Source organism: Novosphingobium sp. KCTC 2891, from assembly GCF_025938155.1.
Classification (GTDB): Bacteria; Pseudomonadota; Alphaproteobacteria; order Sphingomonadales; family Sphingomonadaceae; genus Novosphingobium.
This window is the reverse complement of the sequence record NZ_JAPCZG010000005.1, coordinates 164,829-186,170: the sequence shown is the minus strand read 5'-3', so window position 1 is coordinate 186,170 and position 21,342 is coordinate 164,829. Positions and strand designations below refer to the sequence as shown.

Sequence of the window (21,342 nt, the reverse complement as noted above, 5' to 3'; positions counted from 1 at the left end):
CGGCGGCCATGAACGGACGCTTCATCGCTTTCGAAGGTGGGGAGGGGGCAGGCAAGTCCACCCAGGCACGCCTTCTGGCCGAGGCGCTGCGGGCGCGCGACCACGAAGTCGTTCTGACGCGCGAACCTGGCGGCACCGCCGGGGCCGAAGCGATCCGCGCGCTGCTGCTTTCCACCGAAGGCGACGGATGGGGGCCGCGCGCCGAAGCGCTGCTGTTCGCCGCAGCCCGCGCCGATCACGTCGACAAGCTGATCCGCCCGGCGCTCGCGCGCGGTGCCTTCGTCATCTGCGACCGCTTCCTCGATTCGAGCCGGGCCTATCAGGGGGGCGGGGGCGGGCTGTCCGATGCCGACGTGCTGACGCTCCACGCCATCGGCAGCGAGGGACTGCTGCCCGACGTTGCGGTGTTGCTCACGCTCGCCCCCGATGTGGCGGCGCGCCGGCTCGCCTTGCGGGACACTGCCGGCGCTGACCGGATCGGCGGCCGCGAGGCAGATTATCACGCGCGCGTTGCCGCTGCCTTCGAACGGTTCGCGGCGGAAGCGCCGGACCGCTTCGTGCGGATCGAAGCGCAAGGCAGTCCGGCCGAAGTGCACGCCCGCGTCCTCGCCGCGCTGGATGCCCGCGCATGAGCGATCTTGTCGGCCACGAGGAGCCATGGGCGGCCTGGCGTGCGGCAATGGCCGGCGGGCGAATGCACCATGCCTGGCTGCTCGCCGGGCGCGAAGGCCTGGGCAAGGCGACCTTCGCCCGTGCCGCCGCCGCCGAGCTGGTCGCCGAGCCGGGCATGAAGCAGCCTTCGCCGGAACATCATCCAGACATCCTGTTCCTGTCGCCGCTGCCAGCCAACGACGACGAGGCGAAGAAGAAGGAGGAGGGACGCCCTTACCTCCGGAAGCGCAACATCTCGGTCGACCAGGTGCGCGAGATGCAGCGCCGTCTGGTCACGCGCCCCACACTGGGCGCGCGGCGCGCTGTGGTGATCGACGCGGCCGACGAACTGGAGAAAGGTGCGGTCAACGCGCTGCTGAAAAGCCTGGAGGAACCGCCGCAGGGCACGTTCTTCCTGCTGGTCGTCCATCAGCTGGGGCGCCTGCTGCCCACGGTGCGCTCGCGGTGCCTTGTGGTGCGCTTCCACCCGCTGGCGCCGCCCGATCTCGCCCGTGCGCTGGACGCGGCCGCCCCCGAACTGGACGAAGCAACCCGAGAGGCAGCGATCGCCGTGGCCGCCGGCTCGCCGGGAGCGGCGCTGTCCTTCGCCGAACAGGACCTTGGTGCCACCTATGCGGTCATGAACCGGTTGGTGCAGTCTGGCGATGCGGACTTCGCCCTGCGCGCGCAGCTTTCGGGCACGCTGGGCGCGCGGCCGGACCGGGATCGCCAGCTTGCCGTGCTGGAAACCGCCCGCATGGTGCTGGTGAACGCCATGGCTCACGCCGACGACCCCATGCGCCTCAGGATCGTGGCGGCGCACGCCAGGCTCGTGACGCTCGCCGGGCAGGCACCAACCTACAACTTCGATCCCGGCTTGCTCGTGCTGGAAATCGGCGGGTTGCTGGCATCGGTCGCGCGCACTAGGGAGAGCGCATCCTAGCGCACTTTTTCCCAAGGAAGCGAACGCCGAAATGGGCGAACCGTTCTACATCACCACCGCTATTTCCTATCCCAATGGCAAGCCGCACATCGGCCACGCCTATGAAGCGATCGCCGCCGACGTGATCGCACGGTTCCAGAAGTCGCAAGGCCGCGATGTCCGCTTCCAGACCGGCACTGACGAGCACGGGCTGAAGATGGCCCAAAAGGCCCGCGACCTGGGCAAGACGCCTAAGGAACTCGCCGATGAAATGTCGCAGCATTTCATCGATATGTGCGCTGCCCTGAATATCAACTATGACGTGTTCCTGCGGACGACGGAAGAACGCCACCATGCCGCGACCCAGGAAATCTGGCGGCGGATGGAAGCCAATGGCGACCTCTATCTCGATCGCTACGAAGGCTGGTATTCGGTCCGCGACGAGGCTTACTACGACGAAAGCGAGCTCGTCACGGGGGAAGGGGGCGCCAAACTCTCACCGCAGGGCACGCCCGTGGAATGGACCGTGGAAGAATCGTGGTTCTTCCGCCTGTCCGCCTATGGGGAGAAGTTGCTGGCGCTCTATAGCGACAACCCGGACTTCATCCGCCCGGAAAGCCGCCGCAACGAGATGGCCGCCTTCGTGGGTCAGGGACTGCGTGACCTCTCGGTATCGCGCACCAGCTTCGACTGGGGCGTGAAGGTGCCGGGCAGCGACAACCACGTGATGTACGTGTGGGTAGACGCGCTGACCAACTATCTCACGGGCCTGGGATTTCCGGAAGAAACCGACGCCTTTGCAAAGTATTGGCCAGCAAATCTCCACCTGATTGGAAAGGACATCGTCCGTTTCCACACGATCTACTGGCCGGCTTTCCTGATGAGCGCGAACCTGCCGCTGCCGCGCCAGGTGTTCGGCCACGGCTTCCTGCTCAATCGCGGACAGAAGGAATCCAAGAGCCTCGGCAACGTGACCGATCCGGTGGATCTGGCGGGCCGTTTCGGCGTCGATCCTCTGCGCTATTTCCTGATGCGCGAAGTGGCGTTCGGTCAGGACGGCTCCTATTCGCCGGAAGCCATCGTCACCCGCTGCAACGCCGAACTGGCGAACAGCTACGGCAACCTGGTGCAGCGCACCTTGTCCATGATCTTCAAGAACATGGATGGTGAACTTGGCACTTTTGCGAGCAATGACGCGGATGACACCCTCCTTGCGACGGTGGCCCAGGCCTGCCGCGACGACTTGCCGCGCGAGTTCGAGGCGCTGAACTTCTCGGCGGGCATCGATGCGTGGATGCGGGCGGTGTTCGCCTGCAACGCCTATGTGGACGAGCAGGCGCCGTGGGCGCTGCGCAAGACCGATCCGGAACGGATGCGTGCCGTGCTGCTTTCTCTGTTCATGGCGATCCGCGACCTGACCATTGCGATCCTGCCGGTTGTGCCGGCTGCCGCAAACAAGGTGCTGGACCAGTTGGGCGTTCCGGCCCACCGGCGCGGCATCGAGCATCTTGGCGATGGCGACTGGTTCCTGAGCCGCGTGGCCACCGGCGAGCGGCTTGGCGCGCCGAGCCCGGCATTCCCCCGCCTTGAAATGCCCGAGGACGACGCGGCCTGATGCTGATCGATTCGCACTGCCATCTCAACTACAAGGGACTGGTCGAAGGCCAGGCCGAGGTTCTGGACCGCGCCCGCGCCGCCGGCGTCCGGGGCTTCCTCAACATCTCGACCCGCGCGAGCGAGTGGGATGCGGTGGTCGCCACGGCCCGGAGCGCGCCGGACATCTGGGCCAGTGTGGGAATTCATCCGCATGAGGCGGACGGCCATGCCGATCTGGGCGCAACGGTGCTGCGCGCTGCAACCGATGATCCCAAAGTCATCGCCATCGGCGAGACCGGCCTCGACTATTTCTACGACCATTCGGACAGGCAAGTGCAGCAGGACCTGTTCCGGGTGCATATCGCGGTCGCCCGCGAAACTGGACTGCCGCTGATCATCCACACCCGCGATGCCGAGGACGACACGCTGTCCATCCTGACCGAGGAAATGGGGAAGGGCGCTTTCCCGGCGCTCATCCACTGCTTCACGGCATCGCCCGAATTCGGCCGTGCGATGATCGCGCTGGGCTTGACGATCTCGCTGTCAGGCATCGTGACTTTCAAGAGTGCCAAGGACTTGCAGGCCTTTGCTACGGAAATACCCGAAGACCGTCTGCTGGTGGAAACTGACGCGCCCTTCCTCGCACCCGTGCCACATCGCGGCCGGACCTGCGAACCGGCGTTCGTGGCGGACACGCTCCGCTTCGTCGCTGGGCTGCGTGGCACCACGCCTGAGAACCTGTCTGAAGTGACCGGGGCAAACTTCTTCAAGCTGTTTGCGAAAGCGGCCGCGTGAAGCTGGTCGTTCTTGGGTCCGGTACATCGACCGGTGTGCCGCGTATCGGCAACGATTGGGGCCAGTGCGATCCGGAGGAACCGCGCAACCGCCGCACGCGCGTAGCGATCGCGGTTGAAGGCAGCGATGGTGCGCGCATCCTGGTAGATACGCCTACCGATCTGCGTCACCAGTTGCTGTCGACCGGTATCGACCGCATCGACGGCGTCGTGTGGACGCACGACCATGCCGATCATACGCACGGCATTGACGATCTACGCCCGCTGCGCATGGGCCGCGGGGCGCCGATCCCGGGCTATGCCGCCGATGAAACCGTGCGGCGCCTGCGCCAGCGTTTCGGCTATGTCTTCGCCGGCCAGCATGGCTATCCCACGATCTGCAACCTCGACAATCTCGACCGGGTTCGCATGGTCGCCGGAATTGGTGTCAGCCATTGCCAGATGCTTCACGGACCGGCGCAGTCCACGGCATTCCGCTTCGATCAAGGTGGAAAGTCGGTCGGATATGCGACTGATTTCAGTGAGATAAATTCGGAAATGGTGGATCTTTTCTACCGTGTCGACGTGCTCGTCGTGGATTCCTTGCGTCGGCAGCCGCATCCGACGCATGCGCATCTGGGCATGGCGCTGGAACTGGTCGAGGCGTGCCGTGCCGGTCGCGGCGTGCTGACACATCTCGACAAGTCGATGGACTATCGCGCGCTGTGTGACGAGACGCCGGCGCACGTCGAACCGGGTTACGACGGCATGGAAATCGAGCTGTGAGTGCGGACCGCATCGTCGTCATCATCGGCATTGCGATGGCGCTGATGCTGGTCTTGTCGAACGGTCGCCTGAAGCGGCAACCGAAGCAGAAGATGCTGATGATGGCAGCTGGCTGGGCCGTGTTGATAATCCTGGCTGGCTTGGCCTTTGCCGGGTTTCGTCGGTAGCCATTTAACATAATAATTATTATCAAACTAAGGGATCGTTGATCGTGGACCGCGAATCTGCTGCTGGTGCCCTGCCGGACATGACCCCTCTCGCGCGTCTTCTGACGATCATGGCTACTCTGCGCGATCCTGCACGTGGCTGTGACTGGGACAAGGCGCAGACGTTCGCCACGATCGCACCGTACACGATCGAGGAAGCCTACGAAGTCGCCGACGCCATCGCGCGCGATGACATGTCCGCACTGCGCGAGGAACTTGGCGACCTGCTGCTCCAGGTCGTGTTTCACTGCCGGATCGCTGAGGAATCCGGTGATTTCGCGTTTGCCGACGTGGCCGCAGCAATTGCCGACAAGATGGAAGCACGTCACCCGCACATCTTTGGCGATCAGGACCACGGCGACCATTCGCGCGAAGAGCGCTGGGAACGCGCCAAGGAGGCCGAACGCACGGCCAAGGGCGCAACCAGCGCGCTCGACGGCGTGGCCATGGCCCTTCCCGCATTGATGCGCGCCGAAAAGTTGCAGAAGCGCGCGGCTCGCGTGGGCTTCGACTGGCCCGATACGGCCGGGCCGGCGGAGAAGTTGGCGGAAGAAGCGGAGGAACTCGCCGCCGCAGGAACGGATGCGGAACGACTGGAGGAGGCTGGCGACCTTCTGTTCTCCGCCGTCAATGTCGTGCGCAGCCATGGCATTGCGCCGGAGGACGCGCTGCGCGCCGCCAATGCGAAGTTCGAGCGACGGTTCCGCGCGATGGAAGCGCTGGCCGGCGGGGGTTTCGCCCGCCTTTCGCTCGTTGAGCAGGAAGCGCTTTGGCAGCGGGTCAAGGCCGCCGAACGCGCTGCTAAAGCTGGGTAAAGCGCCCGAGTTCCTTGGGGCTGAGCCGCACGGTCAAACGCAGGCTAGGCAGGCCGTTCTCGTTCTGCACTTCCTGTTCGGACAAGACATCGCCGTGCGCATGAAGCCATGCGAGCCGCTGCCCGTCACTGAGAGGCACCGTCAGCTCCAGTTCCTGCGCGCTGCCGGTGAGCATCACGGACAGTCGGTCGAGCAGGTCGGCCACCCCTTCCCCCGTCGCTGCGGAGATCGGCACGACGGGCACATCCGGCACACCGTGGGCGATCAGGTCACGCCGCATGGCGCGGTCGTCGGGCGAAAGGAGATCCCACTTGTTCCACGCCTCGATGATCGGAACCGACGCGCCTTCCTCGCCGATCACGCCCAGGTCCGCGAGAATTTCCTCGACTTCGGCCTTCTGCTGCGCGGTGGCGGGGTTGGAGATATCGCGGACGTGGACGATGACGTCGGCAGCAGTGACTTCCTCGAGCGTCGCGCGGAACGCGGCGACGAGCTGGGTTGGAAGATCGGAAATGAAGCCGACGGTATCCGACAGGATCGCCTTTTCGACGCCGGGCAGCCGGATCGCGCGCATCGTGGGGTCGAGCGTGGCGAAAAGCAGGTCCTCGGCCATCACGTCTGCGCCGGTGAGCCGGTTGAACAGCGTGGATTTGCCGGCGTTGGTATAGCCGACCAGCGCAATGATCGGCCAAGGCGCGCGCTGGCGCCGCTCGCGGTGAAGCCCGCGTGTCCGCCGCACTTGTTCAAGTTCGCGCCGCAGTCTGGCCATGCGGCTGCGGATCATCCGCCGGTCGGCCTCGATCTGGGTTTCGCCCGGTCCACCCAGGAATCCGAAGCCGCCGCGCTGGCGCTCAAGGTGGGTCCACGAACGGACGAGCCGGCCCGCCTGGTAATCGAGGTGGGCAAGTTCCACCTGAAGGCGCCCTTCGGCAGTCGCGGCGCGTTCGCCGAAAATTTCGAGAATCAGGCCGGTGCGGTCGATTACTTTGCGTTTGAGTTTTTCTTCAAGGTTGCGCTGCTGGATCGCGGAGAGCGAGCCGTCGACGATGACCAGTTCCGCCTCGGATTGCTCGACGGCGACGCCGATGCGTTCGACCTGGCCCTCGCCGAAGAGGGTGGCCGGGCGGACGGCGCGGATGGGGAGCACGAAGGCGTCCGCCACCTCGATCCCGATGGCGCGGGCGAGGCCCTTGCCTTCCTCGAGCCGCACGTCGGCATCCTCGCCGAGGCCGCCGCCCTTCTTGCGGATATCGGGCAGGACGACGATGGCGCGCGCACCGCGGCTGACCTCACCCTGAAGGTCTTCCGCGTTGCGCCCGAATTCAAACGTGCTCATTCAACCGTTCTCAGGCCCCCTCGCCATCCCAGTCACCCGACAGATCGACATGACCGGCAGGCTGGATGGTGGAAACGGCGTGCTTGTAGGCAAGCTGGACGTAGCCCTCGCGCTCGAGCAGCATGCAGAACAGGTCATAGGCAGCGACCTTGCCCTGGAGCATGACGCCGTTGACGAGGAACATCGTCACCTGAACGCCGGCATCGCGCACGCTCGACAGGAACACTTCCTGGAGCAGGCGCTTGCGCGCGTTTTCGTCGTTGCCGCCCTGGAAATGGGCGACCGAAAGCTGCTGCCCCGGCATGATCGTGGAGATCGCGTGCTTGTAGACGAGCTGCGACTGGCCGTCGCGGCGCAGAAGGATCGAGAAATTGTCGAACCAGGTCACGATGCCCTGAAGCTTGACGCCCTTCACCAGGAACATGGTGACGGGAATCTTGTTCTTGCGCAGGTGGTTCAGGAACAGGTCCTGAAGGTTCTGGCCCTTGCCTCCGGTCGGAGCGGGCGGCGCGGCTGCTGCAACGGGCGGTGTTTCGCCTTCGGGTGCAGCTTCGGGCGTGGCGCGCGGGCGCGCGGAGAGGGTCCGTCCGGTCATTATCGTGACTCCTTCGTATTGGCGCAGCCCTTTTCCGGGCCGTCGCGATCTGGCCTGGCGAGTTCCTCCCGAATCCGGTCGGAACCCACTTCAGCCGGGTTCGATGACAATAGTATTGCCCGATCCCTCGCCCGTAAACATGGAATTAGGCCAGGGGTTCCGCAAAGGGCGGACCGCAACGGTCCGGATCGGCGCTTCAGGCCCGGATGGGAGCGTCAGGCGTCAGGCGTCTTCCTCGTCCTCGCGCCGGTCGGCCATGCCTAACAGCTTGAGTTTGCGGTGCAGCGCCGAGCGTTCCATGCCGATGAAGCTGGCAGTCTTGGAAATGTTGCCCGAAAACCGCCGGATCTGCACCTTGAGGTATTCCCGCTCGAAGTTCTCGCGCGCCTCGCGCAGGGGCACCCCCATCAGCGCCGAGGTGCTGCTATCCCCGCCGAGCTGGGTGCTGACGATCTCGGAAGGCAGCATGTCAGCCTCGATCCGGTGGAGTCGTTCGCGCGGCGCCAGAATGATCGTGCGTTCGACCACATTGCGCAGCTGGCGCACGTTGCCGGGCCAGTCATAGCTTTGCAGCGCGGCCATCGCCTCGGGAGTGACGGCCGGCGGGGTTACGCCCTGCTCTGTCGCGTAGCGCGTGAAGAAATGATCGACCAGCGCGGGAATGTCGTCGCGGCGCTCGATCAGCGAGGGGATGTTCACCGGGACGACGTTGAGCCGGTAATACAGATCCTCGCGGAAATTGCGGTCGGCGATTTCCTTTTCCAGCGGGCGTGACGAGGACGAGACAACGCGCACATCCACGCGGATCTGGCGGTGCCCGCCGACCCGGACAAAGGACTGCTCCGTCAGGACGCGCAGTATGCGCGCCTGGCTGGATGGGGGCATATCGGCCACTTCATCGAGGAACAGCGTACCGCCATCGGCCATTTCCAGCAGGCCCGCGCGGACCAGCTTGCCGTCGGCCTCTTCGCCGAACAGTTCCTGCTCGAAGCGTTCGGGGGTGATCCGCGCCGAATTGACCGTGACGAAGGCGTTCTGCGCACGCGGGCTCCACGAATGGAGCAGCCGCGCGGCGACTTCCTTGCCCGAACCGGCCGGGCCGGTGATGAGCAGCCGGCTGCCGGTATTGGCGACCCGCTTCAGCGTGGCGCGCACCTGGTTGACCGCCGAGCTGTTGCCGGTGAATTCGTCCGCAGTGACGAACCCCTGCCGCAACTGCTGGTTTTCGCGCCGCAGCCGCTCGGTCTCGGTCGCGCGCTCGACCAGCAGCAGCAGGCGCTCCGCCTCGAACGGCTTTTCGATGAAGTCCATCGCGCCGCGGCTGATGGCCGAGACGGCGGTGTCGATATTGCCGTGCCCGGAAAAGATCAGCACCGGCAGTTCCGGCTCGCGCTTCTTGATCTCGTCCAGCACTTCCAGCCCGTCCATCGGGCTGCCGTGCAGCCAGACGTCGAGCAGAACGAGGCTGGGCCGGCGTTCGTCGATCGCGGCCAGCGCCGCGGTGCTGTCGCCGGCGGTGCGGCAGCCGTAACCTTCGTCGCTGAGGACGCCGGCCACGAGTTCGCGGATATCGCGTTCATCGTCGACGATCAGGATGTCGAGTGCCATTGCGGGGTCCTAAAGGTTGCAGTTCATGGGGCTTGGTGCGGCATTGATGCGTCGGCCGCTTCGCCGGGATGCGCGGCGAGCGGATCGCGGGCGAAGCGCATGGTCACGCGCGTCCCCCCTTCCGGCACGGAGGTGAAATTCATCTCGCCGCCGTGTTCCTCGACGATCTTGTTGACGATGGCGAGGCCGAGGCCGGTGCCCTTTTCACGCGTGGTCATGTACGGTTCGAGGATGCGGTCGCGCTCTGCGGGCAGGCCGATGCCGTTGTCCGACACCGTCACCGTTACGCTGGTGCGGTCACCGCCCAGCGTAACGGCGATGCGCCCGCGAAAATCGATGTCTTCGGCCCGGGTCCGTTGTTCGACTGCCTCGACCGCGTTTTTCAGCACATTGGTCATGGCCTGACCGAACTGGTGGCGGTCTGCCTCGATCGGCATCGGCCCCTCGCCGGTGAAGCTGAAATCGATGTCGGTATGCGCGACTTCCTGGAGGAAGAGCGCCTGCCGGACGAGATCGCTGGCATCCTCGGTGCGGAATACCGGCTTGGGCAGCCGCGCGAAGGACGAGAACTCGTCCACCATCTTCCGCAGGTCACCCACCTGCCGGATGATCGTGGCGGTCAGTTCCTCGAACAGTTCGGGATCGGTCTCGATCTGGCGGCGATAGCGGCGCTTGAGCCGCTCGGTGGCGAGCTGGATCGGGGTGAGCGGGTTCTTGATCTCGTGCGCGATGCGGCGCGCGACGTCCGACCAGGCAGCGCGGCGCTGGTCCAGCAATTGCCGCGTAATGTCCTCGAACGTGACGACGTGGCCGTTGGCATCGTGCGTGACTTTCACCGCCAGCGTCAGCAGATCGCCGTTCTTGGCATAGTGGACAAGGCCGCTGGCCTGACCGGTCGCCACCAGCTGCGCCAGCTGGGGCGCTACGTCCGACAGCATAGTGCCCACCAGCGTCGGCGAATCCCGGTCGTGCAGCAGCTTTTGCGCCGAACTGTTGATCAGGCGGATGTGACCGTGGCGGTCGATCGAAAGGATGCCGGCGGTGATCGATTCCAGCACCGCTTCGATAAAGGCGCGGCGCACTTCGAGCTGGGCATTGGCGTTCACCAGCGCCTGTGTCTGCCCTTCCAGCTGGGCGGTCATGCGGTTGAAGGCGCGGGCGAGCAGGCCAACCTCGTCGGTGCCGCTGCCCTGCGCCACGCGCATTGCGAAATTGCCGCTGCCGACGTTGCGGGCAGCCGAGACCAGCTCGACCAGCGGCGCCACCTGCCGGTCGGCGAACCGCAGCGCCACCCACACCGCCAGCGCGACCAGCGAAAGGCTGATCCCGAACAGGGCGAGGTTGAACCGCAGCTGGAGCGCGCGGGCGCGGCGGGTGAGCACGTCGTAGGCGTTGAGCACGCTCTGCGCGCGCTGCCATTGGTTGAGCGCGAGTGCGTCTGAGTTTCGCGCCACGTAGAGGAAGATGCCGCGTGTCCGGTCTACCGGCGTGACCGCCTCGATGCGTTCGGCCGAGGCGTTGACGACCACCGTTTCGCCCGCGTCGATACGGCGCAGTTCTTCCGCCGTCACCCGCTGGCGATCGTTGTTGGAGTTGGGATCGACGATTGCGGCAGTGCGCAAGCTGCCGTCGGCCCCGCGCTCGATCAGCGCGGATTCGTTGAGCTTGCGGTTGATGACCTGCCACGAATAGCCTTCGGCGAAGTCCTGGCTGGTGATCGGCGCCTGCGCCATATAGTCGCGCAGGTCGCCCGCCATCGCCACGCTCTCGTTGCCGACGTCGCGCAGCTTGTCGGCATAGTAGCCGCGCGCGAGGTTGTTGGCGTTTTCCAGCATCCCGCGCGAATTGTCGGAAAACCAGAACTCCACGCCCGACTGGAACAGCAGCGACGCGAAGACCACCACCAGCAGCGTGGGGATGGCCGCGATCAGCGAGAACAGCCAGACGAGCCGCACGTGCAGCCGCCCGCTGCTGCCCAGCACGCCGCGCGCCGCCCGGCGCAGCGCCGCCCGGCGCCCGAACAGCACGATCAAGGCCATCGCCGGCACGAGCGTGCCGATCAGCAGGCTGGACGTGAGGCGCGAGGGCAACAACTGGTTGCCGGCGGTGTTGGACGACACCGCCATCCAGCTGATCCACATGGTCAGCGCCAGCAGCGATGCCGCGGTAATCTCAAGCAGAAGGAAGACGTTGGCCCGCCGTAACGTGACCAGCAGGCGGCGCCACCATCGCGGCGAGCGCCGGGGTTCACTTCGCATCTCCAGAGCCATCGTTGCCTTACAACAACACCCCTGTTGCGAAATTGCAAGAGACTTTCGGCAGAAGTTCCCGGTCGTTTCCGCGGCCGAAGTGGTCAGGAACGCGGGGCTGCGTCTTCGGGCGTGATGTCCAGCTCGGCGAGCCGCTTGCGCAAGGTGTTGCGGTTGATCCCCAGCAGCTGCGCCGCGCGCAGCTGGTTGCCGCCTGTCGTCGCCAGCGCGTGGAGCAGCAGCGGCTTCTCGAACGCGGCCAGTGCTTCGTCATAGAGCCGGCCCGGTGCGGGATTGGCCACGGACAGCCAGTGCGACAGCGCGGCGGCGAAATCGGCGGCCGATGCCGGCGCGTCCTCGGTCCGCGCCGCAACGCCGCTTTCGCTGGCCAGCAGCGGCTCTATGGTGGCCACGTCGATCAGGTCGTCACGCGCCAGCAGCGCGAGCCGGTAGATGAAGTTGCGCAGTTCGCGCACGTTGCCGCGCCACGGCTGGCGGGCCAGCAGCGCGGCACCGGCCGGGGTAAGCTGGCGGCGGGGCAGGCCTTCGCTTGCGGCGCGCGCGAGGAAATGGCGCGACAGTGCCTCGATGTCGTCCGCGCGCTCGCGCAGCGGGGGGAGTTCGATCGGCACGACCGCGATGCGGTAATAGAGATCCTCGCGGAATTGCCCGGCGGCGATCATCGGCTCCAGATCGCGGTTGGTGGCCGCGATGATCCGGCAATCGAGCGTGATTTCCTCGGTTCCGCCCACGCGCCGGATCCGGCCGGACTGGAGCGCGCGCAGCAGGCGGGTCTGCGCCTGCATCGGCATGTCTCCGATTTCGTCGAGGAACAGCGTGCCGCCGCTCGCCTGTTCGAACTTGCCGATGTGGCGGGCGTGCGCGCCGGTGAAGGCGCCTTTCTCGTGACCGAACAGCTCGCTCTCGATCAGCTCGGCGGGAATGGCGGCGGTGTTGACGGCCACGAACGGTCCGCTGGCGCGCTTGCCCAGCTGGTGGATCGCTTCGGCCACCAGCTCCTTGCCCGTGCCGGATTCGCCCAGCACCAGCACCGTCAGGTCGTTGCGCAGCACGCGCGTGATCATGCGGTAGACCGCCTGCATCGCCGGGCTGCGCCCGACCAGCGGCAGTCCTTGCGCCACGTCTTCCGGCCCTTCGGCCATGTCCGCGCTGTCTGCCGCGCCGATGGCCTGGCGCACGGTGCGGACCAGTTCCTCCAGATCGAACGGCTTGGGGAAATATTCGAAGGCGCCGGTATCGCTGGCGCGCACGGCGGTATCGAGCGTGTTCTGCGCGGACAGGATGATGACCTGCATCCGGGGGTAGGAATCGCGCACCCGGCCAAGGCTTTCGATGCCGTCGCCGTCGGTCAGGACGACATCGGTGAGCATCAGGTCGAACGCCTTCTGCGCGAGCAGGCGGTCGCGGCCGGCGATCGAATCGCAGCGATCCACCTCGAATCCCTCGGCTTCCAACGCGGCGGTGATGACGATCGCGATCGAAGCGTCGTCTTCCACGAGCAGGATGTGGCGTTTCACGGCGTCGGCGCGTCCTTGTGCTCTGGCTTCATGTGCTCCGGCTTGACCGAGCCGGCGACGGGGAGGTGCAGGCGGAAGTGAGTCCAGCCGGTCGCCTCGTCGCGGTCGTGCGTGATGCGGCCGTTCATTTCGCGCACCAGCTTCTGCACCAGAGCGAGGCCAAGCCCTTGCCCGTTCTTCTTGGCGGTGACGAACGGCTCGAAGATGTGGTCGCGCAGCGCGGGGGCGATGCCGGGGCCGTTGTCGCTGACGCGCAGTTCGATGGGCAGGCGCAGCGGCTTGCCGCCCGGCCCCGCGTGCAGCTGGATTCCGCTCGCAAAGCGCGTCCGCACCGCGATCCGTGCGGGCTTGCGCCCTTCGCAGGCCTCGCGCGCGTTGGTCATGAGGTTGAGCAGGACCTGCACCAGCGCGTCCGGATTGGCCATGACCGGCGGCAGCGAGGGATCGAACTCCTCCTCGATCGTCACCGCGCCGGGGTTGCTGGCCGTGATGATCGCCTGCGCGTGGCGCACCGCCTCGTGCAGGTTGCATTCGACCGACGGTTCCTGGCTGCGGCGCGAAAGCGACTGCATCTGGTCGATCAGCTTGGCGATCCGGTCGACCTCGGTGGTGATGAGCCCGGTCAGCGCCTTGTCCGCGCCTTCCAGCTTGCGGTCGAGCAACTGCGCCGCCCCGCGAATGCCGGCGAGCGGGTTCTTGATCTCGTGCGCCAGCACTTCGGGGGCGCGCAGGGCCACGCCCTCCCCCGCGCCGGCCCCGCCGCCGTCGCCCGACAGCGCATCGACGCCCATTGCCTCGTGCACCAGCAGCAGCTGCCAGCCGGGCGAATGGGTGACGGGTGACGTCATGACGTCGAGCCGGCGGGCGGGCTGGCCAAAAACGCGCACTTGCGCGTCGCGGGCAAACAGCTGCGCTTCCCCTTCGGCCAGCCGGCCCAGGATCAGGGGTTCATCGAACGCGAAAAGTTCGTCCACGCGCCGGCCGACCAGACGCCGCGCGCCCTGCCCGGCCAGTTGTTCGGCAGCGGGATTGACCGAGGCGACCGTCAGGTCGGGCGCGAGCAGGAACACGGCGAGCGGCAGGCTGGCCACGACGCGCTTGGGATCCGGACGCGCCGTTTCCGCCCTGCGCGGCTCGGCCGCTGTGCTCACGCGGTCCGGCTCATGCGGCGGCACGTTGCGGGGCGGGATGGCCGGCGTCGAGCAGCGGGCCATAGAAGGCTTCCAGATTGGCCAGCACCGACTTGGGATCGTCGATGAAGTTCACGCGGTTCCTGAACTCGGCCGAACCGGGCAGGCCCTTGGTATACCAGCCGAGGTGCTTGCGCGCCATGTTGACCCCGGTCATCGTGCCATAATGCTCGAGCATCGCGTTGTAGTGCTCTACGATGACCGCATATTGTTCGGCCAGCGTGGGATCGGGGCGCACTTCGCCCGTCTCCAGCCAATGCATGACCTGCCCCAGCAGCCAGGGCCGGCCATAGGCGCCGCGACCGATCATCACGCCGTCCGCGCCGCTCTGTTCGATGGCGGTGGCGACATCGTCGATGGTGCAGATGTCACCATTGACGATGACCGGAATGTCGACGGCGTCCTTCACGCGCCGCACGAAGGCCCAGTCGGCGCTGCCCTTGTACATCTGGTTGCGGGTGCGGCCATGGACGGTGATCATCTTGGCGCCGATGTCCTGTGCGATGCGCGCGAGTTCGGGCGCGTTGAGGCTGTCATGGCACCAGCCCATCCGCATCTTGACGGTGACGGGCACCGAGACGGCCTTCACCGTCGCCTCGATCAGCGCCGAGGCCAGCGGAATGTCGCGCATCAGGGCCGAACCGGCATCGCCGTTCACCACCTTGCGCACCGGGCAGCCCATGTTGATGTCGATGATGGCGGCGCCGCGGTCTTCCTGGAGCTTCGCGGCCTCGCCCATCTGTGCCGGCTCGCAGCCGACCAGCTGCATCGAGACCGGCTCCTCCATCGGATGCCACGCCGCCTTCTGGATGGACTGGCGCGTCTCGCGGATCGCGGCCGGGCTGGCGATCATCTCGGTGACGTTCAGCCCCGAACCGTAGCGGCGCACCATCGTGCGGAACGGCATGTCCGTCACGCCGGTCATCGGTGCGAGAACCACCGGGCATCCGACGGCAACGGGACCGACGGTGAGCGGCGCCAGCCGGGGGGGAACGGGAGTCTGGGTCATCGGGAGAGATACTGCCTAAAAAACAGGCAGCCCTTACGCCAATGTCCCATTGGGGGCAAGGTTTGTCCGCTTGCCTGCCCCCGCGAGACGCTGGTAGAGGCGCGCCGGCATGACACCGCCCCTCCCCACAACCGGCGCCCCTATCGCGGCTGTCGTCGTCGCGGCCGGCAAAGGGCTGCGCGCGGGCGGCACCGTGCCCAAGCAGTTCGCGCGCTGGCGCGGCAAGCCGCTGCTGCGCCATTCGGTGGAGGCGCTGGCCAAGGCCGGCGCGGCGCCGATCGTGGTGGCGATTCCCGAAGGATGGGACGAGGAAGCCGCCCGCGTGCTGGCCGGCGTGCCGGGCGTGGCGTTCGTCCATGGCGGCGCGACGCGCCAGCTTTCGGTGCGCGCGGCGCTGGAAAGCCTTGGCCCCCACGCGCCCGGTGCGGTGCTGATCCACGATGCCGCGCGGCCCGACCTGCCCGCACACGTCATTGCCGGGCTTCTGGCGGCGCTGGACGAACAGCCCGGCGCGATCCCGGTCCTGCCGGTGGTGGACAGCGTGGTGCGCGGCGCCGGCGGCCTGCGCAGCGCGGCGGTGAGCCGCGACGAACTTTATCGCGTGCAGACCCCGCAGGCGTTCCGTTTTGGCGCCATCCTGGCAGCGCACCGCGCCTGGCCGGGATCGCCCGATGCGGGCGACGATGCGCAAGTGGCGGAAGCCGCAGGCCTGGCCGTCGCGCTGGTTCAGGGTGACGAAAGGCTGCGCAAGGTCACTTTCGCATCGGACCTCGAGGAGGATGACGTGAGCTTTGCACTGCCCCGCACCGGCATGGGATTCGACGTGCATCGGCTGGTCGAGGACGAAGACCTTTGGCTTTGCGGGATCAAGGTGCCGCACAGCAAGGGCCTGTCCGGGCACAGCGACGCCGACGTCGCGATCCATGCGCTGGTGGATGCGCTGCTCGGCGCGGTCGCGGCGGGTGACATCGGCGACCACTTCCCCCCGTCCGACCCGCAGTGGAAAGGCGCGTCTTCGGATCGTTTCCTGGCCCACGCGGTTTCGCTGGTGCGTGCGGGCGGTTTCGACATCGCCAACGTGGACGTAACCATTATCTGCGAGGCTCCGAAGATCGGTCCGCACAAGGCGGCGATGCGTGAACGGCTGGCAGCCATCATGGGCGTTGACGCGGACCGCGTGAGCGTGAAGGCAACGACCACGGAAAGGCTTGGTCTGACCGGGCGTGGCGAAGGCATTGCGGCGCAGGCGGTGGCGAGCGTTGTCCCCAAAGGGCTTGAAAAAGCGGGGCTTGGAGAACGGGTATGAGAAAGAACCTTCGCAAGCTTGCGCTCGGCGCCGCGTTGCTGGGCATGACCGGCGCGCAGGCGGCACAGGCACAGAATTGCCTCACCCAGCCGGAACTGACCGCCATGGTCACCTATGCCCTCCCGGTGGTGATGGACAGCGCGATCAAGACCTGCCGCCCCAACCTTTCGGCGCAAGGATACTTCGCCACGCAGGGGCCGGCGCTGGTCGAGCGCTACTCCGTGCGCAAGCCCGGCTCGTGGCCGATGGCCAAGGCCGCGCTGCTCAAGATCGGTGACGGCAGGGACGACCGGATGAAGGACACCATTGCGATGCTGCCCGACAGCGCGCTCCAGCCCTTCGCCGAAGCCATGGTGGCGCAGATGGTGACCGAGGGGATCAAGGCGGACCAGTGCGTCGCCATCGAGCGGGCGACCCGCCTGCTCTCTCCCCTGCCGCCGGAAAACACCGCGGAACTGCTCACTTTTATCCTCGCAATGGCCGACAAGCCCAAGCCGGGCAAGAAGTCCGACCTGCCGCTTTGCCCCGCCAACTGACGTAAAGAGCCAGCCATGGATCATCTCCTTCCCGCCGACATCGCCGAACTCGCGCGCCGCGTGGTCGAGGAAAACGCCGCGCTCGGCCGCAAGGTCGCGGTGGCGGAAAGCTGCACCGGCGGACTGGTTTCAGCCGCGCTGACCGAGATTGCGGGCAGCTCCTCCGTGCTCGATCGCGGTTTCGTCACCTACTCGAACGAGGCCAAGCACGAACTGCTCGGCGTTTCGATGGACGTGATCGACACGTTTGGCGCGGTTTCGGTGGCCGTGGCCTGGTCGATGGCGCAGGGGGCGCTACGGCTCTCGGGCGCCGATGTGGCCGTTGCGATCACAGGTGTTGCCGGTCCCGGCGGCGGGTCCGACAACAAGCCGGTGGGCACCGTGGTGTTTGCCCGTGCCGAACGTGGCGAGGATCCGGAAGCGGTCAATGCCGAGATGAAGTTCTTCGAGGGCGCGCAGACCCGCGCGCAAGTGCGGCGCGAGGCCACCCTCTGCGCGCTCGAACTGCTGCTGCCGCCGGTAACCGACGCGGAATAGTGCCGGCGGGCGACCGTCAGGTCGTCTGCGGAAGGCCGTAGAGCTTTTCCGCGCGCGTCTCGAACGCGGTCACCATCTTGCGAAAGGCGCGGTCGAGGTATTGCCCGGCCAGCTTTTCGAAGATGGCGGAGCGGAAGGTGAAATCGACGCAGAAGTCGATCACGCAGCCGCCGGTGCCATCCGGCGCGAACTTCCAGCTGTTCGACAGGCTTTTCATCGGACCGTCGAGGTATTCGACGACGATCTCGTGCGGGCGGTCCTTGCGCACGCGCGACGTGAACTTCTCGCGCAGCGCGTTGAAGCCGACCAGCATATCGGCGATCATCTCGCCCTCGCTGTCGGACTTGATCCGCGTGGCCACCACCCAGGGCAGGAATTCGGCGTAGCGCTTCACATCGGCCACAAGGTCGAACATCTGTTCTGCCGACCACGGCATACGGCGCTGTTCTGCAATATGCGGCACGGCGGGGTCAGCCCTTGGAGGCTGCCTTGGCGAGCTGTGCCTCGCGGGCCGCGCGCATCTGCTTGAAATCGTCGCCGGCGTGATAGCTCGACCGGGTCAGCGGGCTGGCCGCCACCTGGAGGAACCCCTTGGCCCGCGCGATCGCGCCATAGGCGTCGAAAGCCTTGGGCGTGACGAATTCCATCACCTTGGCATGCCTGGGCGTGGGCTGGAGATACTGGCCCATGGTGAGGAAATCGATCTGCGCCGAACGCATGTCGTCCATCACCTGGTGCACTTCGAGCCGCTCCTCGCCCAGCCCCAGCATCACGCCGGACTTGGTGAAGATGCGCGGGTCGAGCCGCTTGACGTGCTCCAGCAGGCGCAGCGACGCGTAATACCGCGCGCCGGGGCGGATCGTGGGGTAGAGCCGGGGGACGGTTTCGAGATTGTGGTTGTAGACGTCAGGCCCGGCTTCGACGATCGACTCGACCGCGGCTTCCATCTTGTTGCGGAAGTCGGGCGTCAGGATCTCGATCGTGGTGTTCGGGGTCTGCTCGCGCAGCGCGCGGATCACCTTGACGAACTGGCTTGCGCCGCCGTCGGGCAGGTCGTCGCGGTCGACCGAGGTGATGACGATGTGCTCAAGCCCCATCTTCGCCGCGGCTTCGGCAACGTGGCCGGGCTCCAGCGGATCGACGGCGCGCGGCATGCCGGTCTTGACGTTGCAGAAGGCGCAGGCGCGCGTGCACACGTCGCCCAGGATCATCACCGTCGCGTGCTTCTTGGTCCAGCACTCGCCGATGTTGGGGCAGGCGGCTTCCTCGCACACGGTGTTGAGGCCGAGGCCGCGCATCAGGGCCCGCGTTTCGCCATAGCCTTTGCTCGTCGGCGCCTTCACCCGGATCCAGTCGGGCTTGCGCTGGCGGGTGGGACGAGTCTCGATAGCGGCGTTCTGGGCGGCGGTCTGGGGAGCGACTTCGGTCATGGCGCCCAGATAGGCTCATCGCGTCGCACTTGAAAGTCTCAATCGAAGCGCACATTAGCGCTGTCATGGCAGACGCGACATCCCCCGAGCTTTCGCAGCTCATCGCCGGCTACCGCCGATTCCGTGAACATGGCTGGACCCCCCGCCTCGAACGCTGGCAACAGCTGCGAGAGAGTCAGGAGCCGCAGGTGATGGTGATCGCCTGTTCGGACAGCCGCGTCGATCCGGCGCAGATCTTCGACACCGATCCGGGCGAGATGTTCGTCGTGCGGAACGTGGCGGCGATGGTCCCCCCGTTCGAGACCAATCCCGGCCACCACGGCGTGTCCGCGGCGCTGGAATTCGCGGTGCAGGTGCTCAAGGTCAAGGAAATCGTGGTCATGGGCCACGGGATGTGCGGCGGCTGCAAGGCCGCGCTGACGCAGGACCTCAAGGGCGCTGAGCCGGGCGAAGGCGGCTTCATCGCCGACTGGATCGGCCTGCTCGACGCGGCGCGCGAACCTGTCGCGCATGAGCATGGCACCACCGGCCGCGTGGCCGAACGCGCGATGGAACAGGCCGCCGTCAAGGTCAGCCTGCAGAACCTGCGCACCTTCCCGTGCGTCCGCAGCAAGGAGCGCGCGGGCCAGCTCAAGCTGCGCGGCGCGTTCTTCGCCATCTCGGACGGGCTGCTGCACGTTCTGGACGAGGACACCGGCGACTTCAGCCCGGTCGAGTAATCCCCCTTCCCCGCCGCGCCGAGCCGCAGCGGTGACCGAATCGAAAAGGGCGGCCCTTCGCGGGGCCGCCCTTTCCTTTTCCCGTCCGGGAAAGTCGTGGCAGGCTTACTTGCCCGCCGCCTTCTGGTCGACGTAGATCGACCACAGCTTGGCCATCGAGGCGCGCAGGCCGGTGACCTGGGCGAACGAGGCCTTGGCATCGGCATACTTGGCCTGGTCGGACTGTGCGATGCCGAGGCGGGTCAGCGCGCGGTCCTTGTCGATGCCGCCCTTGGCGAGCGCCGTCTTGTAGAATTCCTCGGCCTTGGCGGATTCGCCATAGGAGAGGTAGGCATCGGCGGCGGCCAGCGCGGTCACGCCGGTGGGCGCCGAAGCGGCGTCCTTGCCAAGCGCGGGCAGCGAAGCCTTGTCCGCTGCGATACGACCGCGCGCCTGGCTCATCGCATCGCTCACGAAGGTGTCGCTCGTCTTGAGCGCGCCGGCGGCCACGCCGGCCTCACCGATGCGGACCACTTCGCCCGGCAGACGACGCGGGTCGGCAGCCTGGATGTAATCCACGAACTCACGCTCGGTGTACTTGGGGTCGGTCTTGAGCGCGCCCGTACGGTCCATCAGGCGGCCCATGTCGAGCGTTTCCTGGTTGGTGTAGCTGCTGGCGTTGCGCACCAGCTGCGTGGCGCCCAGCCAGTTGATGGGGGTCGGGAAGGCCTGCACCATCAGCGTGGCCCATTCGGACGTTTCCGCGCCGAGCTTGGCCGAATAGGCGATGCGGTTGGCGCGGGTGTACCAGTCCTGCGGCACTTCGCCGCCGGCCGCCTTGCGTGCGGCGATGGCGGTCTTCAGCGCGTCGAGCCCGCCCTTGGGATTGCCCTGCTGCGCAAGGCTTTCCGCCAGCATCTCTGCGGCGACGTTGTCGCTGTAGTTGGCGGCGACGACCGGCTGGAGCACCTTCGCGGCGGTGGCATAGTCCTTCGACTGATAGGCCGTGGCGCCGAGGAAGAACTGGACCAGGCTGACCTTGTCCGCCGGCAGCTGGCCGCTGTCGAGCATGTTCTGGAGGCCCTTCTGGGTCAGCGAGGCGTCACCGGCGATGCCGCCGATGGTCTGCTGCCACTGACCGAAGATCAGGCGGTCGGACGGGGTCTTCACCCCGGCTTCGACGGTCGCAAGCTGCGGCACGAGCGCCTGCGCCGCGGCCTTGACCTCGGCGTCCGAGGACTTGCCCTTCATCGCCTGCACGTTGTTCAGCGCCGCCTGGAACGGACCGGCTGCGGTCACGAATTCCTTGGAGTTGCCGCCACCCTTGGCTTCCTTGGCCACGGCCGGTGCCGCAACCAGCCCGCCAGCCGCGATCCCGGTCGCCAGCGCAAGAGCCAGGGCCGCGCGTGCCACGGTCGTCTTGCCAAAATTCCCGAAAGAACCCCGCATCTTCAAATTCTCCTGTTCGACCCGGACCCGGTCTGCCCGCGGGGATGCCCCCGGCGGCCTGCGTCCTCTCACCATGGTCGCCTGCGCTAGTGGCGCGGAATTGCACCCTTTG

At 66.6% G+C, this 21,342-nt stretch carries 20 protein-coding genes and 1 pseudogene; 11 read left to right on the top strand and 10 right to left on the bottom strand.

Translation table 11 applies throughout. The features are described 5' to 3' along the window. Positions 1-8 precede the first annotated feature (8 nt). The 7 genes and pseudogenes from tmk (at position 9) to mazG (ending at position 5,749) form a co-directional block, all read left to right on the top strand. Complete coding sequence (gene tmk / locus OLX02_RS11875) at positions 9-632, top strand: dTMP kinase (protein ID WP_264423088.1); 624 nt, start codon at positions 9-11, stop codon at positions 630-632. After that, entirely contained in the window at positions 629-1,594 is a 966-nt protein-coding gene (locus tag OLX02_RS11870; protein ID WP_264423086.1) for a DNA polymerase III subunit delta', read from the top strand. Before tmk ends, OLX02_RS11870 begins: the two co-directional genes overlap by 4 nt. A gap of 10 nt (positions 1,595-1,604) precedes the next feature. Further along, a pseudogene (gene metG, locus OLX02_RS11865) lies at positions 1,605-3,188 on the top strand (methionine--tRNA ligase); the annotation flags it as partial. Then, positions 3,188-3,964, top strand: coding sequence for a TatD family hydrolase (locus tag OLX02_RS11860; protein WP_264423084.1), 777 nt, complete (start codon positions 3,188-3,190; stop codon positions 3,962-3,964). The pseudogene metG and the gene OLX02_RS11860, both read left to right, overlap by 1 nt. Next, the gene (locus tag OLX02_RS11855) at positions 3,961-4,728 is read left to right on the top strand and encodes an MBL fold metallo-hydrolase (protein WP_264423082.1); all 768 of its coding nucleotides are present in this window, start codon (positions 3,961-3,963) and stop codon (positions 4,726-4,728) included. Before OLX02_RS11860 ends, OLX02_RS11855 begins: the two co-directional genes overlap by 4 nt. Further along, a complete protein-coding gene (locus OLX02_RS11850) occupies positions 4,725-4,895 on the top strand; it encodes a hypothetical protein (protein ID WP_264423081.1) in 171 nt (56 codons plus the stop codon). Before OLX02_RS11855 ends, OLX02_RS11850 begins: the two co-directional genes overlap by 4 nt. An 80-nt stretch (positions 4,896-4,975) precedes the next feature. After that, positions 4,976-5,749: a nucleoside triphosphate pyrophosphohydrolase gene (gene mazG / locus OLX02_RS11845; protein WP_264423276.1), complete on the top strand. Its 774-nt coding sequence runs from the start codon at positions 4,976-4,978 to the stop codon at positions 5,747-5,749. Here mazG and hflX read toward each other — a convergent pair. The 7 genes from hflX to dusB form a co-directional block, all read right to left on the bottom strand. Continuing rightward, complete coding sequence (gene hflX, locus OLX02_RS11840; protein ID WP_264423079.1) at positions 5,736-7,085, bottom strand: GTPase HflX; 1,350 nt, start codon at positions 7,083-7,085, stop codon at positions 5,736-5,738. The two genes, mazG and hflX, sit on opposite strands and share 14 nt — an antisense overlap. A gap of 10 nt (positions 7,086-7,095) precedes the next feature. Beyond that, a complete protein-coding gene (hfq, locus tag OLX02_RS11835; RefSeq protein ID WP_264423077.1) occupies positions 7,096-7,680 on the bottom strand; it encodes an RNA chaperone Hfq in 585 nt (194 codons plus the stop codon). Between the two features lie 222 nt (positions 7,681-7,902). Next, a complete protein-coding gene (locus OLX02_RS11830; RefSeq protein ID WP_264423076.1) occupies positions 7,903-9,288 on the bottom strand; it encodes a sigma-54-dependent transcriptional regulator in 1,386 nt (461 codons plus the stop codon). 23 nt (positions 9,289-9,311) lie between these two features. Continuing rightward, positions 9,312-11,546 (bottom strand): ATP-binding protein, encoded by a 2,235-nt coding sequence (locus tag OLX02_RS11825; RefSeq protein WP_264423074.1) that lies wholly within the window; start codon positions 11,544-11,546, stop codon positions 9,312-9,314. A gap of 95 nt (positions 11,547-11,641) precedes the next feature. Then, positions 11,642-13,075, bottom strand: a complete 1,434-nt coding sequence (locus OLX02_RS11820) for a sigma-54-dependent transcriptional regulator (RefSeq protein WP_264423072.1) — start codon at positions 13,073-13,075, stop codon at positions 11,642-11,644. Next, positions 13,072-14,226, bottom strand: a complete 1,155-nt coding sequence (locus tag OLX02_RS11815) for a two-component system sensor histidine kinase NtrB (RefSeq protein WP_264423070.1) — start codon at positions 14,224-14,226, stop codon at positions 13,072-13,074. Before OLX02_RS11815 ends, OLX02_RS11820 begins: the two co-directional genes overlap by 4 nt. 10 nt (positions 14,227-14,236) lie before the next feature. Continuing rightward, positions 14,237-15,274 carry a tRNA dihydrouridine synthase DusB gene (gene dusB / locus OLX02_RS11810; RefSeq protein ID WP_264423068.1) on the bottom strand — a complete coding sequence of 346 codons (1,038 nt, stop codon included), beginning with the start codon at positions 15,272-15,274 and terminating at the stop codon, positions 14,237-14,239. 109 nt (positions 15,275-15,383) lie between these two features. Here dusB and OLX02_RS11805 point away from each other — a divergent pair, with 109 nt between their 5' ends. From OLX02_RS11805 to OLX02_RS11795, 3 genes are read left to right on the top strand one after another with little or no spacing between them, the layout of a single operon-like run. Next, positions 15,384-16,580, top strand: a complete 1,197-nt coding sequence (locus tag OLX02_RS11805) for a bifunctional 2-C-methyl-D-erythritol 4-phosphate cytidylyltransferase/2-C-methyl-D-erythritol 2,4-cyclodiphosphate synthase (RefSeq protein WP_264423066.1) — start codon at positions 15,384-15,386, stop codon at positions 16,578-16,580. Further along, positions 16,577-17,116, top strand: coding sequence for a hypothetical protein (locus OLX02_RS11800; protein WP_264423064.1), 540 nt, complete (start codon positions 16,577-16,579; stop codon positions 17,114-17,116). The genes OLX02_RS11805 and OLX02_RS11800 overlap by 4 nt, the downstream gene beginning before the upstream one ends. A gap of 15 nt (positions 17,117-17,131) precedes the next feature. After that, on the top strand, positions 17,132-17,653 hold the full coding sequence (locus OLX02_RS11795) for a CinA family protein (RefSeq protein WP_264423062.1): 522 nt from the start codon (positions 17,132-17,134) through the stop codon (positions 17,651-17,653). Positions 17,654-17,669: 16 nt separating this feature from the next. Here OLX02_RS11795 and OLX02_RS11790 read toward each other — a convergent pair whose 3' ends face one another. After that, positions 17,670-18,116: a type II toxin-antitoxin system RatA family toxin gene (locus tag OLX02_RS11790; protein WP_264423060.1), complete on the bottom strand. Its 447-nt coding sequence runs from the start codon at positions 18,114-18,116 to the stop codon at positions 17,670-17,672. A gap of 7 nt (positions 18,117-18,123) precedes the next feature. Next, on the bottom strand, positions 18,124-19,083 hold the full coding sequence (gene lipA, locus OLX02_RS11785) for a lipoyl synthase (RefSeq protein ID WP_264423058.1): 960 nt from the start codon (positions 19,081-19,083) through the stop codon (positions 18,124-18,126). Positions 19,084-19,148: 65 nt separating this feature from the next. Between lipA and OLX02_RS11780 the strand changes: the two genes are divergently transcribed. Next, positions 19,149-19,802 (top strand): carbonic anhydrase, encoded by a 654-nt coding sequence (locus OLX02_RS11780; RefSeq protein ID WP_264423057.1) that lies wholly within the window; start codon positions 19,149-19,151, stop codon positions 19,800-19,802. 105 nt (positions 19,803-19,907) lie between these two features. Here OLX02_RS11780 and OLX02_RS11775 read toward each other — a convergent pair whose 3' ends face one another. Continuing rightward, the gene (locus tag OLX02_RS11775; protein WP_264423055.1) at positions 19,908-21,230 is read right to left on the bottom strand and encodes a hypothetical protein; all 1,323 of its coding nucleotides are present in this window, start codon (positions 21,228-21,230) and stop codon (positions 19,908-19,910) included. Between the last annotated feature and the right edge of the window lie 112 nt (positions 21,231-21,342).